9 protein-coding genes are annotated in these 14,359 nt (G+C 61.4%); 5 read left to right on the plus strand and 4 right to left on the minus strand.

The genetic code is table 11. From position 1 onward, the window contains the following. The first annotated feature begins 78 nt into the window (after positions 1–78). On the plus strand, positions 79–918 hold the full coding sequence (locus tag K6U75_10615) for a hypothetical protein (protein ID MCL6475488.1): 840 nt from the start codon (positions 79–81) through the stop codon (positions 916–918). Between the two features lie 82 nt (positions 919–1,000). Here K6U75_10615 and K6U75_10620 read toward each other — a convergent pair whose 3' ends face one another. The 3 genes from K6U75_10620 to K6U75_10630 all read right to left on the minus strand — a co-directional run bounded on the left by K6U75_10620 (position 1,001) and on the right by K6U75_10630 (position 7,674). Further along, positions 1,001–1,522: a hypothetical protein gene (locus K6U75_10620; GenBank protein ID MCL6475489.1), complete on the minus strand. Its 522-nt coding sequence runs from the start codon at positions 1,520–1,522 to the stop codon at positions 1,001–1,003. Positions 1,523–1,666: 144 nt separating this feature from the next. Beyond that, positions 1,667–4,840 carry a hypothetical protein gene (locus K6U75_10625; protein MCL6475490.1) on the minus strand — a complete coding sequence of 1,058 codons (3,174 nt, stop codon included), beginning with the start codon at positions 4,838–4,840 and terminating at the stop codon, positions 1,667–1,669. 5 nt (positions 4,841–4,845) lie between these two features. Continuing rightward, positions 4,846–7,674: a glycoside hydrolase family 78 protein gene (locus K6U75_10630; GenBank protein ID MCL6475491.1), complete on the minus strand. Its 2,829-nt coding sequence runs from the start codon at positions 7,672–7,674 to the stop codon at positions 4,846–4,848. 84 nt (positions 7,675–7,758) lie between these two features. Here K6U75_10630 and K6U75_10635 point away from each other — a divergent pair, with 84 nt between their 5' ends. The 4 genes from K6U75_10635 to K6U75_10650 all read left to right on the plus strand — a co-directional run bounded on the left by K6U75_10635 (position 7,759) and on the right by K6U75_10650 (position 13,271). Then, positions 7,759–10,857 carry a DUF6259 domain-containing protein gene (locus K6U75_10635; GenBank protein MCL6475492.1) on the plus strand — a complete coding sequence of 1,033 codons (3,099 nt, stop codon included), beginning with the start codon at positions 7,759–7,761 and terminating at the stop codon, positions 10,855–10,857. Further along, positions 10,854–11,405, plus strand: coding sequence for an HDIG domain-containing protein (locus K6U75_10640; protein MCL6475493.1), 552 nt, complete (start codon positions 10,854–10,856; stop codon positions 11,403–11,405). Before K6U75_10635 ends, K6U75_10640 begins: the two co-directional genes overlap by 4 nt. After that, the gene (locus K6U75_10645; protein MCL6475494.1) at positions 11,402–11,809 is read left to right on the plus strand and encodes a ribonuclease HI family protein; all 408 of its coding nucleotides are present in this window, start codon (positions 11,402–11,404) and stop codon (positions 11,807–11,809) included. The genes K6U75_10640 and K6U75_10645 overlap by 4 nt, the downstream gene beginning before the upstream one ends. A 211-nt stretch (positions 11,810–12,020) precedes the next feature. Continuing rightward, positions 12,021–13,271: a DUF438 domain-containing protein gene (locus tag K6U75_10650; GenBank protein ID MCL6475495.1), complete on the plus strand. Its 1,251-nt coding sequence runs from the start codon at positions 12,021–12,023 to the stop codon at positions 13,269–13,271. Between the two features lie 19 nt (positions 13,272–13,290). Here K6U75_10650 and K6U75_10655 read toward each other — a convergent pair whose 3' ends face one another. Beyond that, positions 13,291–14,343: a M42 family metallopeptidase gene (locus tag K6U75_10655; GenBank protein MCL6475496.1), complete on the minus strand. Its 1,053-nt coding sequence runs from the start codon at positions 14,341–14,343 to the stop codon at positions 13,291–13,293. Positions 14,344–14,359: the final 16 nt, after the last annotated feature.

A 14,359-nucleotide genomic window follows, 5' to 3' on the forward strand; every position in this document is an offset into this window, starting at 1 on the left:
TGAGGGCACTGCGTACATAAGGTGGAGGGATTGCTGCTTCTGCTATGTGGCAACAGCGCAACAGAGAGGAGATAACCTATGAGAAAAAAGATGCTCTTGCTGCTTGTGCTTACATGGGGTATTTCGTACAGTGTTGAGGCACAACCAGCACCGGGGTGGGTGGTACCTCACGTTCTTAAGCTTTCGCAAATTGCGCCTGCCGAACTGCAGCAGGCTTGCCTGTGGCTCGAGCAGCGTAAGATGAAAGAGGCCCGGAGTGCCTTTGAAGAGTTGCTCAAGAAAGACAACCGCAGTTATGTGGCAGCCTTTGGTTGGCTGCAAACAACAACTGCTGAGGAGCGGAAGAGACTATCCCGTTCCTACGAGGAGGTTTTGAAGCAGTCCCCTACAGCAATGGATTACTTCAAGGCATCCATCCTATACCTTTATTTGGCCTATGATACTGACGACTTCATAAAGCGTGATGCACTTTTCCGCCGCTGGGGAGAGTACGCCCGCAAAGCATACCAGTTGGATCCAAACCCGTACATGGTGATTCTGTTTGATAACTGCCCAGTGCCGGGGCTACACAAGATGTTCGAAGAGCAGATGGGCTCCATCCTTGGGGAAGAGTCTATGCGCGTCTACCTGCAGGCGAAACAACGTCGCTGGCAGTTCGACAAGCTGCCTCCGGTCAAGCATGTGGATCTGCATCGTTTGCAACTGCTCCGCGCTATAGTAGGCTTAGCTTACCCCAAGGTTCTCACCGCTGAAGGAGGATGGATAGTCGAGAATAAGCCGGATCCCACAGATCCGCAGCGCATTCAGGTTCTGGGGCGTTACACCCCACACGGAACGAGAATACGGGAGTACTTCCGAAAGTGGGTAAATGCTATTGATCAAGCTCTGATGAGTCGCAGAAGCCAAAATCGCAACTGAAGCGGCGAGAGATACAGGTGGAGTATCAAACATACGACAAGCAACGCGACACGGACCTCCCTGTCCATGCCGCATTGCTGTCTTACCCCCTGGGCTGAGCAAGGGGGGTATGCTTCTTCTGGCAGTTGGCGCATAGCGGGCGACCGTAGCGATTCTCGGACAACTTGTACACGCCCTCGGTGATGGTGACGCCGCAGTCAGAACAGCGCAGTTCGCGAAGACGCTCCTCCCGCTCGCGCAACGCGCCAACCGGCGCATCTACCGGATGCACGACCCCACCTTCCGACAGCTCGGGCGCAAACTGCGTGCCGAACCCCGCCACCGCCAGCGCACGACCGATGGCGCCGGTTTCCGCCTTCTCGATGAAGTCCGCGAACCCCTCGCGCGTCTCCATCTTTGTGCCGGTCGCCAGCACATTGCCCTGCTCGTCTAACACCCGCGCCCGGAAGATAGCGATACCGCGCTCCGCGTCGATCTCCAGCGGCTCGGTCTCGATGCGCCACTCCGGATGCTCCTCGCGGAACCAGACCAGCCGCGCCGCTACGGGCAGGTAGTAGCGCCCTCCCTGCACCTTAATCAAGTACCGCTTGACGTTGAAAGCCATCTCTGGTGCTTCCTCCTGAATAAAGTGAAATATCCCTCCCCAGCGGGGCACCCGCTATGGGGACGTCCCGCAGCCACACAACGACATCAGTGCCGGCGTATGGGCTCTTGCCATAGCACTACAATTATATCACTTTTTGTATACCTATTTCAAGGTGCGCCGCTCACCAAAGGGTAAGGCTTTCCCCGTTTCCGTGACCAGCTGCATCCGCAAGGCAGGCTCCCTAGCGATTCTGGCGGTTGTGTCCACATCCAGCACCACCGTCTCATAGCGCGGCACGGCTTGTGTCACCAACTGCGCTCCCCACGGGGTGGACAGTTCTACCCGTCGCCTGCCCGGGGGCGACCACGCCGCGTCTCCCGTGTTCATCACGGTGATGCGCAGGCGTTGCGCGTTGGGCGGAGGGGAGGTTTCTGCGTCCACTTCCTGCACTCTGCCGTCTGCCAGCACCGCCTGCACCTGCAGGATTTGCGCGTTGAGGAACTTGGGCGGGTTGCTGCCGTTGCACGGCACGTTCCCGACGGCAATCAGGGGTACATCTTCGCTGGTAGCGCCGGTGCCTTCGGTGCGAACCTGAACCTGTTTGCCCGCTTCCACCGCCCGCAGGTACTCCTGCCGGTGGCGCGCCCAAACCTGCGAGAATCCGCGCGGATGCAAATCCCGGTCGATGGTGATGGTATGCACCTCGCGTGTGTCGGCAAGGCGAGGCAGTTGTGCCAGTCGACTCGCCCATTGCTGCGCGACCCGCGCCGCAGGGCGCAGACTACCGTCGGGATGAATGATGCCGTAATCGCTGTTCTCGGTCGTGCGGTAGCCGCCGGGGAACCACCAGCCCGCACTGCCATCCGCGCGCGATTCCTCGACCATGCGGTACATCCATTCGTACACATTGCGCTGGTAGGCAATGCGCTCAGGGCTGGTGTGCGGGTAGATGGTCGCACCGAACTCTGCCCAGAAGACGGGCTTGCCGTTGCCTGCCCAGCGGGCATAGGCGGTGATGAACCCTCCGGCGCGGAAGTTCTCCCAGTTTTCGGTCAATGAATAAGCCTCTGGCGACACGAAGTCCAGAAACGGCGCGCCCGCAAGCAGATCGTAGGGCATCCAGAGGTCTGCCCACGGGCTGCCGTTGCCGCCGTAGCCGGTGCGTACGCCAATCAGGTGACGGTCGTCCAGTGTGCGCATAAAGCGCACCACGCGCCAGTAGGCACGGTTCACATGGTCGTCCAGAAACCGCCGGTATGCCGCCACCATGCGCCGCCACTCGCCGTCGTTAAGGATTTGCTCGTCGGTGGGGTTGGTAACCACGCCGTCCTCGCGAGGCAGGGAATAGCCCCAGTCGCGCTCGGCGTTTTCGATAGAGCCGTACTGCTCGATAATCCATGCTCGCCACGCTTCGTCGTGCCGCTTGCGTGTGGTATGTTGTCCCCACGAAGGCTCCCATGCGATGTCATAGGCGAAGAGGTTGTCCCACTGCCACAGGCGCGCCGCCTCGATCAACTCGCGCAGCATCTTCGGGTCGAAGCCGAACGGGTGTGCCGCGGTGACAAACACATTGACATACATCCCGTACCGTCGCGTGCGCTCCAGAAAGTCCACCAGCTGCGGAGCGTGAGAGATGTGTGTGTATTGCACCGACAGCACGTTAAACCCCACCTGTTTGGCAATCTTCAGCGCACGTTCGACCTCCTCAGGGTCGTACTGGTATGGGGCAAGCCAGTGTCCCCAGTACTGGTCCGGGGCCTGTCCGGCAATCCAGAGCGGCCAGAAGTTAACGCCATGCGCGTAGAAGGGTTCCTCGCCGCGGTAGAACCTGCCGGATTGCACCCGAATCGGCGGTACCGAAGCGGGTTTATCGATCACGTGGAAAGCGTGCGCCAGCGTATCGCGCGTGCCATCTTGAGCCGATGCGGTTATCTGCACCTTCCACTCGCCTGCAGGCAAAGCCGTGGAAGGGAAGAGCGCCTTGCGCCGTTCGCCTGGGTGCAGTTGCACCGTCATTTGCTGGCGCACCGTAGCCTTGCCGCTGCTGGTCATCTCGGCGGTCAGTTGAAGGGAGACGGGTTGTGCGCGCCAGTTTGCCACCTCCGCGCCGTACTGCACCGCTTCGTCCTGCCAGTATCCGAACTTCTCCGTGCCCGCCCGCAGCAGATGCCAGCCTCGCAGCATGGGACGCAGCACCGCAGCCAGATTCGAAGCGATTGCCTCTCTGGTGGGCAGCCAAGCCCATATCGCCCCTTCGGTGTCGCCCCGTGCGCTGATGAACAGGCAGCAGCGTTCGCCCAGCGGCGTCACGATACGTCTGCCCGGTGCGTCTCCACCGATGCCCATCGCGCGGTAGCGCATCACACTGCATAATCGCCCGCGTGAGTCGGTGTAGAACTTGTACCATGGGGCGACGCCCTCCAAATTGAACTCCACCGGCGCCGGCAGCGATTGCGTCTGCCTGCCGATCCGGATATCCGCGATGGTCGCTTCCAGCGGCGTGTTTGCGGGGTATGCGGCGAAGCTGTGCGCCAGCCCGATTGAGAGTTCGACGGCGTTTTGCGGCTGGAGGCGGTCGCCCTTGCCGCCTCGCCCTTTCGATGGGTTATCGTGCCAGTAAGCGAACTGTTCGGGAGAGAGTACCACCTCCCGCCACTGTGACGTGAGCGGTACGGTTGCTACCCAGCGCGAGCCGTCGCGCTCCCGCCACTCGATGGAAAGGGCACGGGTATTGGCGTCTCCCTTCGCCCAGAAGCGCATCAGACTCTCGCCGTCGCGGAAAGGCTGCTCGACGCGGATGTCATAGGTGCACCAGCCGGTCAACCTCGGCACGCGGATTTGCCAGCCCTTGCCGTAGGGAGTATCGACCAGTGACCAGGAGGTGTTTATCTGTGGAGAGTCGGTGCTGCGTCGCCATTCGGATGCGTGGGGCAAGGACGCCTGCCACAGCGCACGCCACGTGGACAGGGTTTTCAGTGCCTCGTCGCGTTCCACCCAGCGTCCTCTTGCCGAATAAAGCCATGTTTGCAGCGGCGTCGCGTCGCTCAGGAACAACACCCCTTTGCGTGCCTGTATCCACCGCTGCAACGGCTCCCCCACGATGGCGGGCAGGCGATGCGCCTCCGGAACGACCAGCACCGAGACCGCTAGAGGCACGCGCCCCGCGGCGAAGTCTTCCGCGGAGACCAGCACCACCTGTGCCTGCGGCACTGCTTGCCGAACGGCTTTCTGCAGGGCGGGTTTGCCCTGTCCAAACTGCAGGATGCCGATGGTCGGTGCAGCAGCCGCGCCAAGCGACAGGTTGACCAAAATGAGAATGCATGGCAGGTTTTTCATGGCGGTTACATCCTGACCTCGTGCTGACCTTCACCGTACTCCTTCCCCGCGATCACGGCGACCGTCCCGCGCGGGACAGTAACCTGCACACGTATCTCTTCACCCTCGCGGAACAACGCGATTTTCACCTCGCCATGCGGCGTGGGTACCACACCCTTCGCCCATTCCAGGTCGCCCAGGTATGGTCGCACCTCGAACCGCGCAAAACCGGGCTCCAGCGGGCGCACCCCCAGCACATACGACGGCAGAGCGAACGCCGGCGCCGCGCTCCACGCATGGCAGTGGCTGCGGGTGAGCCATTCCTGCCCCAGAAAGCCGGGGAACGTCTCCCAGCAGGAGGTCGCGCCCGCATGAACCATCATGCCCCACCAGCGGCGTATCAGCTGCAGGATGCGCCCGATGTCGCCCGCCTTCTCCAGCGCCTCGATGGTGAACGCCATCATGAACGGGCTGCCCACACGCACCCAGCCTTCGGGCACATCGGTCAGGTATTTTTCAAACAGGGCACGCTTGTCTTCGGGCACGATGTCGCACAGATAGGCTACCGTCTGCGTCTGCTGGCTGATGGTCGCGCTGCGCCTGCCATCGGCGTGGATGCAGTCGATGTATGCCTGCTTCTCAGCGTCCCACAGGTGCGCGTTGATGGCGGCTTTCAGCTCCTCTGCCCAGCGCAGGTAAAGGTCGGCTTCGGCATCGTTGCCGAGAATACGCGCCATCTTCGCACTGCGCCGCCATGCCTCCACCAGCCACATGTTCTGATGGGTAACCACGCCCGTGCGAGGCGTGTCCATCGGCGCCCAGTCCAGCATGTTCCACGCTTCTATCTCCAGCAGCCCCTGCCCGTTGATGAAACGCTCGTGGATGTTCTGGTTCTGCTGGCGCACGGCGGGGTAGACCTCCTCCAGAAAAGCGCGGTCGCCCGTGTAGCGATAGTACTCCTCGCAGGCAATCGTCCACAGCAGGCTCCACGCCGTCAGGATATCCTCCCAGCCGCTGGGCACCTGACTTTCCACCAATGGGGAACGCCACAACGACTCGCCAGCCAGCAACAGGCAACGCCGTGCCAGCCGCGCATCGCCGAAGGCAGTGTAGCTGAACAGGCTCTCGTTGCGGGCGTCGCCCACCCAGAAGGTCTGCTCATAGGACGGGCAGTCCACGAAGGTATCCTCGCTGCAGAGGCGCACCGTGTGGCGCGAAATCTCCCAGATGTCATTCAGCAGGGCGTCGCTGCACTGGAACTGCGCCTGATAAGCATAGGGGTAGGTGTTCAGGTAACAGCGCAAGCCGCGTAAGCGCACCGCTTCGGTCGCCCCCTGGGGGAAGCGGATGGTGAGCGTGGCGTAACGGAAGCCGCGCCGCACCACCGACCGCCAGATCTGCCAGCCCTCGCGGGCGATGTAGCGGAAGGTGTTGTGCAGTCCGTATGTCCACTGGATACGCCCGTCTTCCATGTACTCGAAGGCGTTCAGGTCGATGACAGTCCCTTCGGGGGCGCACAGCTCCATCTCGAAGAAGCCCACCAGCTCCCTGCCGAAGTCTATCAGCAGCTCCACGTCACCGTTTGCCGGTGGGTAGATCACCGTGTCGTCTGGATTGGCGGAAACCAGGCTGTAAGGATGTTCTACCTGCAGAGGGGCTGCCATCGGCACGGCGAACACGGTCTCGGCAAACACGTTGGCGGCAGCGGTGTGCGCCCACTGGATAGGCTGGGCGGCGGGATGAGCGGCGATTTGCTGGGGGGAGGTCGCCCGCCAGGCGGATTGAAAGCCTGCGTCTTCTGGCGACGCGAACGCGCCGATGCTGACGAAAGGATACGCGCCCGCGTCGCCCAGCGGCGAACGCACGGTCAACTCACCCTGCTCATAGTCGAACACGACACCGAAGAACCACTCGTGGTAGAAGGAGGCGGAAACATCGGCGACCAGCAGGTGGTCGCCCTCTGTGATGGACATTCCCTCCGCTGCCTGCTGAGGCGTGTATTCCCTGCCGTCGATGCGCACTACGCGGAAGCCGTTAAATACCGAACGCAACCGGACGGTCATCGGTTGGGAGCAGTGCAAAACCGTTGCCACCACTCCCACGAAACCGCGCGGGTTGGCGGTAAGGTCTCCGGGCAGGAAGTTCGGCTTGAGGTCGAAGGTCCACACCTGCTTCGGGGGGCGCACCGTCTGGATACGCAGGATTCTCGAGGGCTGCACCGGTTCCTGCGTCAGGAAGGGGATATCGCGCGGCAACACCTCCCTCCACGGCGCGCATCCCACCTCACCGACGACAGCGGCGTTTTGCCACGCGCGGTCGTCGTAACCTGCCAGCGTCCAGTGTAGCAGGTCCTTCCGCGCATCGAACATCTCCGCCCATGCCTGCTGGCAGGCCATGCGGGGCATTCGGCGTTCGTAAGCGGGGTGTTCAATGCCCTTCCATGTCTCATCTGTGGCAGCAACCACTTTGCCGTCGCATTCCACCTGCGCCAGCAAGCCCCCGCGCGCCTGCAGGTACTGGAACGTGGAATGCCCGAAGTGGTGCACCAGCACAGCCACCACGTTCTCACCCACACAGACGTACGGCGTGATGTCGTAAGTATCGTAGCGCCAGCGATGCGGGAACGCCCGCACGGGACCGTGTCCGAGATACTTGCCGTTCACCCACACCGAGTAGCGCGAGTCGGCGGTGATATGCAAAACAGCATTCGAAAAGCGCTGGGGCAGCGTAAACGCTTTGCGCACCGCCCAGAAGAAGTTACGGGGCGCGTCTTCGCCCGGATGCCATATCCATTTCGCCTGCCAGTTCATCGCTGAAATCTCCTTCGTGTAGTCTCTGGCATGACTGATTCGCAACAGGATGGGGCACTTCCTGTTACAGGACATCCGCCCCGTCAGCATCGAAATCATTATTTGCGGGAGGAAGGAGGGAAGCAAACAGTGCCAACCCATGTTTTACGCACGCCGCAGATGGAAATCGGCGTGGAGCGCGGTATCATCCATCTGCTGGCCAACCGCAAAGCGGGCGAAACCTTCTCCGTGCCGGCAGCGCCGCCGCTGACGGGTGTGCGTCATCTCAAAAGCGGGGAGGTGTGGAACGACCGTCCGCAGGTGGAACATCGCCTGCAGGGGCAGGAGCTGCTGGTGGAGCTTCGCTGGCGCGAGCAGGGCACGGGCAACCTGTTGCAGACTCGCCTGCGCGCACAGCCAGAGGGCGACGTGCTGGTGACGCAGAAGGCGGACTGTACCCTGCCCGGACTGGTGGGCTTGCAGTGGGAGCTGGTGATACCCGACACCTGCGAGCTGCTGGTACCAGGCTACAGCGGTCTGCGCCTGAGCGCAGACAGCGACTTCCAGCCCATGCAGTTCAACTACCCGATGGAGTGGGAAGCGCAATTTGTGCTGGTACAGGGCAAGCGGGGCGGCTTCCTGATTTACGCGGAGGACAACGCGGAACACTTCAAGCGTCTCTTTGTACAGCACCGCAGCAGGCAGTTCTGGGTGGGTTTCGAGACGTGGTGTACCGCCCCCTTCGACAAAATCCAGCAGGCAGAGTCGGTACGGTGGCGCATCTGTGCCTATTCGGGCAGCTGGCTGCACGGCGCGGCGATGTACCGGCGGTGGGCGGAGGAGACCTTCGGGCTGGCTGCGCTGCGACGCACGCAACCCGGCTGGGTGGACGATATCCAGACGGTCATCATCGACAACGGCGACGACATGGACAAAATGCGGGCGCTGGCGGAACGGCTGAACCCGCGTCAAACGCTAGTCTACATCCCGGACTGGCGCAAAGACGGCTACGACCGCAACTACCCCGACTACACGCCGCTTCCGGACATGCCGCACCGCATGGAGCAGTTGCGTCGGCTGGGTTTTCGAATCATGTTGCACGTGAACTACTTCGGCTGCACGCCGGAAAACCCCGTGTACGAACAGATGAAAGCCTATCACTTCCGCGACCCGTTCACCGGCGACCCGCTATACTGGGACTGGCAGCGCGCCGAGCCGCCCATCAAGTTCGCCTACATCAATCCAGCGGCGAAGGCGTGGCGGGAGTTGTTTGTGCAGCGCATGGTGGATCTGTGCCGCCTGCTGAAACCCGACGCCTTACATCTGGACCAAACGCTATGTATCTACAACGACCGCAATGGTCTTATCGACGATATGAACGCCATGCAGGGCAATATGGCGTTGCACCGCGAGCTGCGGGACGCCCTGCCCGACGTGGCGCTGTCCGGTGAAGGGCTGAACGAAGTCTCTTTCCGCTATGAGCAGTTCGCGCAACGGCACGCGTGGGGCATCAACGCGGCTGACTCCAAAGCGGAGATGCGCTACGTCCGTATGGCGCACCCGGTGAGCTCGAGCTTACTGGTGCCTCACACCCGCCTGTACGGCTATCTCGGAATGGTAAGCCCGCAGATGTGGCAGCTTTATGTGGCGTGGCGCACGGCATACGAACGGTTCGGCGTGTTGCCCACCTTCGGGTGGCTATCGCGTGAGCAGGCGACTCAGCCCGATACCACCATGCAAATCCTCTGGGGCGAGGCGCGATGGTTCCAGCAGCACCGTCCTGTGCCCGATTACACCCCCGCCCGCTGGGATGCGAATACTGTATTCGCTTACCGCACTGTGGATGGCGGCATCGCCCGCTACCGCCGCGAGCCAACCGGCGTCTGCCTGGAGGCGCAAAAGGGTGGCGTGCGTCGCATCATCGCGCGGCGTATTGAGGGCGTAAGCCAGGCACGGGTTGGCGGTTCTATTCCCCACTGGCACGCCTATAACGAGCAGGGGATGCTGGGCTTGAACCCCGATACGAGTTACGTTTGGGTGAGTAATCCGCCCGACCTGAACGCTTTGCACGTGCATCATATGCCGGAGAAGCTCATGCTTGCCGCCGCTACTGTTCAGCAGGCGGAGTGGGCGCACTTCGGCTTCCAGCCGCACGAAGAGGTGCTTGTCGTTCTCCACGACCTGCGCGAGCAGATACGGCACGAAGTCGCCGGTAGGTTGGGCGAAGGTTACATCGTGGAACACGAGACGGGTGCGGTGGCACGCCCCCACGGCGATGGCATCTTCATGCACCCACCGTACCGTCGGCACGTTGGGAAGAGTGTCTGGCTGGAGTATACGGTCACTCTACCCGCCGACCGCACCTGTGTGTTCCGAAGTGGGATAGGCTACACTTCGCCGGATGCCGCCCAACGCAGCGATGGCATCACTTTCTCGGTAACCGCCTTTGGCACACGCGGATCCCTGTCGGCGAAGCAGCATGTCATGGGCAACACCCCGCAGGAACTCACGTTGAACCTGAGTGCGCTTCGCGGACAGCGCATCCGCCTGCGACTGGAGGCACACCCAGGTCCCAAAGGTTCCCCCGATTTCGACTGGGGATACTGGACACGCCCGCGCGTGGCGGCACTGCCGACGCAACAGATGCCGGTGGAGGTCTACTCTCCCCAACAACCGCGTCTGGCGTTCCTGAACGGCGCGGTGGCGCGCTGGCAGTCGGTGGCGTCGCGGCGTTACCGCTTCGTGCTGCCTGCCGACGGAGGCGCGCTGGTCTTAGTCTACGCGGAACCGAAACCGGTTGCTCTTCCGGTAGACCTGACGCAGGTCACATTCCAGAGCGGGCTGGAACTGCAGGGCGCGGTGGCCGCACCGACAGGGTTCCTGCAGGCGGGTGTGGGCACAGGCGTCTGTTCAGGTGTGGCCAAGCGCGGCTTCTCCGCCCACCCTCCACCCCACGGCAAGTCGTATGTCGCCTTCCTGTTGAGGCTGCCTTGGCAACCAGCGGTCTTGCGCGGATTTGCGGGCATCCGGGACGGGGCAGAGGGTAAATCCAACGGCGTGCGCTTCAGCGTGGAGGTAAACGGCAAAGAGATGTGGAACCGAACCGTGCTTCCCGGCGAGGGGTGGATGCCGTTTGAGGTGCCGCTGAATCGATGGCAAGGCCAGGCGGTGTTTCTGCGGCTGGTGGGCGACTCGCTGGGCGACTACGGTTGGGATTGGGCACACTGGGGTGAGGTCAGGATAGAATGAATCGTCAGGACGCCTGGAACCTGCTTTGCGAGTACACGCAGTCCGAGAACCTGCGCCGCCACGCGCTGGCGGTAGAAGCATGTATGCGCTACTATGCCCGTCTGTGGGGCGAGGACGAGGACCTCTGGGGCATCGTCGGTCTGTTGCACGATATGGATTACGAGCAGCACCCATCCATGGAAGAGCATCCCTTTGTGGGCATGGAGATACTGCGTCAGCGCGGCTATCCGGAGGAAGTGGTTCGCGCGGTGGGGGCGCACGCTGACCACACGGGCATTCCCCGCCAGACGCGAATGGAACACACCCTTTTCGCCTGCGACGAGCTGACCGGCTTCGTGACGGCGGTGGCGCTGGTGCGTCCGAGCAAAAAGCTGGCACAGGTGGACGTAAGCGCAGTACGCAAGAAGATGAAGGACAAAGCCTTTGCGCGGGCGGTCAGCCGCGAGGACCTGCTGAAGGGGGCAGAGGAGATTGGCTTGCCGTTCGATGAGCATGTGCAGCACGTCATCAACGCCATGTCCACCATCGCGGAGGAGCTGGGGCTGTGAAGGTATACATCGACGGCGCATCGCGGGGCAATCCCGGCAAAGCGGGTATCGGCGTGGTGCTGTGCAATGACGCCAGCGAGCCAGTGAAGGAAATCAGCGAATCGGTCGGCATCGCCACCAACAACGTGGCAGAATATCGCGCGTTGATACGCGGTCTGGAGGAGGCGCGTGCGCTTGGTGCGGATACCGTGGAGGTGTATACCGATAGCGAGTTACTGGCACGTCAGCTCAGCGGGCAGTACGGTGTACACTCCCCACATTTGCAACCCCTTTACTACCGTGTCCGTGCGCTGTTACGGCTGTTCAAAAGCGTGACGATACAGCACATCCCCCGCGCCCAGAACCAGCGTGCGGACACACTGGCGAAGGCAGCAACGGGCAATGAATCTGTGAGTGTTCAATAACAGGAAGGTGTCTCTGTCGTCACTGAAAACACTGTGCGCGGAGGCATCCGTCGTAACTGCGTAACTCCCTAACGCACAAGCCCACGGCTACATTCTATATTTTTGAACACCCCGATTCGCTATTGCATTCCCACACATCTTGTGGTATTCTATTATTAGATAAAATAATCTTTATATCTGAATATCTCATTAGATACAGGAGGAAGTTCCCATGAGCGAGCTCATCAACAACCGCCAGAGGCGAATTGAGACCCTCAAAGGGTTGATCCGGCAGCTTCACCAGGGCACAGACGAGGCCGAGGTGAAGACGAAGATAGAGCAGCTGCTTCCCGACCTGGATTACAGCGACGTGTTCACTGCCGAGATGCAGCTGATACAGGAGGGCATTCCTCCGCAGAGTATCCAGCAGCTGTGCGATGCCCACACGCGCGTGTTGCGGGCGCAACTGGACAGGCAGCAGGCAATCGAGATGCCCCCTGGGCACCCACTGCATACCTTCTTGCAAGAGAATCGCGCACTGAGTCAGGTGATAGAGCAGGTGCGCTCCCTGGTGCAGCAGGTGGAAGCGTTGCCCGACGAGCAGGAAAGCACCGATTACGTGCGCGCCATTCAGCAGAAGCTCAATGACCTGACCGATGTGCACAAGCATTACCTGCGAAAGGAGTATCTGCTGTTCCCCTACTTCGAGAAGAACAACCTGATGGGTCCGCCTGCGGTGATGTGGGGGAAGCATGATGAGGCGCGTCAGCTCCTGCGCGAGGCGATTTCCGTGTTGCAAAGCCAGCCTGCCTTCACTGCAGCGCAGGCAAAAGACTGTATCCAGCAGGCAGTGCTGCCAGCGATAAACGCCATCGCGGAGATGATTTACAAGGAGGAGAAGATACTGTTCCCCGTTGCTCTTAGCCTGCTAACGGAGCAGGACTGGTACGAAATCTACCTGCAGAGCGACGAGTATGGCTACTGCCTCATTGCTCCAGAGGGCGAGTGGGTGCCCGAGGGCGGCGTCCAGATGCCGATACGGCAACCAGCTGCTTCTGGAGGGCGCATCCGTATGCCAACCGGCAGCTTTACCCTGGAAGAGCTCATCGCGGTGATGGCTACTCTGCCCTTCGACCTCACCTTCGTGGACAAGGACGACACGGTGCGCTACTTCAGTCCGGGAAAGGAGCGCATCTTTAGCCGTTCCAAAGCCATCCTCGGACGCAAGGTGCAGTACTGCCACCCGCCCAAGAGCGTACACATCGTTGATCAGATACTCAGCGACTTCAAGTCGGGCAAGCAAAGCCGTGCGCGATTCTGGATTAACCTGCGCGGCAGGCTGGTATATATCTGCTACTACGCCGTGCGTAACGAAGAGGGCGAGTACCTGGGCACCCTGGAGGTGACGCAGGAACTCACCGAGGCGCGTTCTCTGGAGGGCGAGCGCCGCTTGCTGATGTACGACGGCGAGGCTGCGGATTGACCACTCGTCCGCTTTCCTCTTAGAAGCGGTAGTCCCGCGTGTGTGCCTCTTCCAGATAGCGCGCCACCAGCGTGGCTGCCGCTTCGACGTCTTTGCGGTGCACCATCTCGTTCACGGTATGCACGTATCGAGTGGGCACGCTGATGGTGATGCTCACTGTGCCCGCACGGCTGCGCTGCAGTGCGCCCGCATCGGTGCCTCCACGAGGCAGAATCTCCATCTGGTGCGGGATTTGCTCGCGCTCGGCAATCTCGCGGAAATGCTCCACCAGCTTCGGATGGCAGATGAGGCTGCCGTCCATAATCTTGATAGCCACCCCTTGCCCCAGTTTGGTCACCGTCTCGGTGTCGGAAGGGCCGGGGTAATCGTTCGCCAGCGTCACGTCCAGAGCGATGCCGATGTCGGGGTCTATCGCGTAAGCCGCTGTGGTTGCACCGCGCAAGCCCACCTCCTCCTGCGCCGTGGCGACGGCGTAGATGTCCACCTCCGTACGCTTGTCTTTCAACAGGCGCAGGGCTTCGATCATCACAAACACGCCCACACGGTCGTCCTTCGCCTTACCGAACAGGGTGTCGCCGCTGGACTCGGTGGTGCGGTCCATCGTTACCATGTCGCCAACCGATACTTTCTCCTTCACCTGCTCGGCGGTCATGCCCAAATCGACGAAGAAGCTCTCGATTTGCGGGGCTTTGTTCATCTCCTCGGGGGTCAGCATGTGGGCGGGTTTGGTGGAGTAGGCGAGCACGCCCTTCAGCACCTCGCCCTTGCGCGTATGCACCAGCACGCGCTGCGCAAACAACTGACGGGCATCAAACCCTCCCAGCGGTTGCAGTCGTACGAAACCTTTATCGTCGATGTGCCGTACTATAAATCCAATTTCGTCCATGTGCGCCGCCAGCATCACTTTGCGTGCGCCGTTGCCGCGCTTGACGCCCACCACGTTGCCCATCACGTCTACCTCCATACTATCTACCAGCGGCGCCAGCGCGTCTTTAACCACCTCGCGAATCGGGTCCTCTCTACCCGGAACGCCCGGTGTCTCACACAGTCGCTTCAACAGGTCGAAATCCATGTCAGCCTCCCACAGT

It is taken from the genome of Bacillota bacterium (assembly GCA_023511455.1).
Lineage (GTDB): Bacteria > Armatimonadota > HRBIN16 > HRBIN16 > HRBIN16 > HRBIN16.

Excerpts from the sequence above, each read along its gene's own strand:
- K6U75_10650 (MCL6475495.1), top strand. The coding sequence starts at position 12,021 with ATGAGCGAGCTCATCAACAACCGCCAGAGGCGAATTGAGACCCTCAAA.
- K6U75_10625 (MCL6475490.1), bottom strand. The coding sequence starts at position 4,840 with ATGAAAAACCTGCCATGCATTCTCATTTTGGTCAACCTGTCGCTTGGC.
- K6U75_10620 (MCL6475489.1), bottom strand. The coding sequence starts at position 1,522 with ATGGCTTTCAACGTCAAGCGGTACTTGATTAAGGTGCAGGGAGGGCGC.
- K6U75_10655 (MCL6475496.1), bottom strand. The coding sequence starts at position 14,343 with ATGGATTTCGACCTGTTGAAGCGACTGTGTGAGACACCGGGCGTTCCG.
- K6U75_10615 (MCL6475488.1), top strand. The coding sequence starts at position 79 with ATGAGAAAAAAGATGCTCTTGCTGCTTGTGCTTACATGGGGTATTTCG.
- K6U75_10640 (MCL6475493.1), top strand. The coding sequence starts at position 10,854 with ATGAATCGTCAGGACGCCTGGAACCTGCTTTGCGAGTACACGCAGTCC.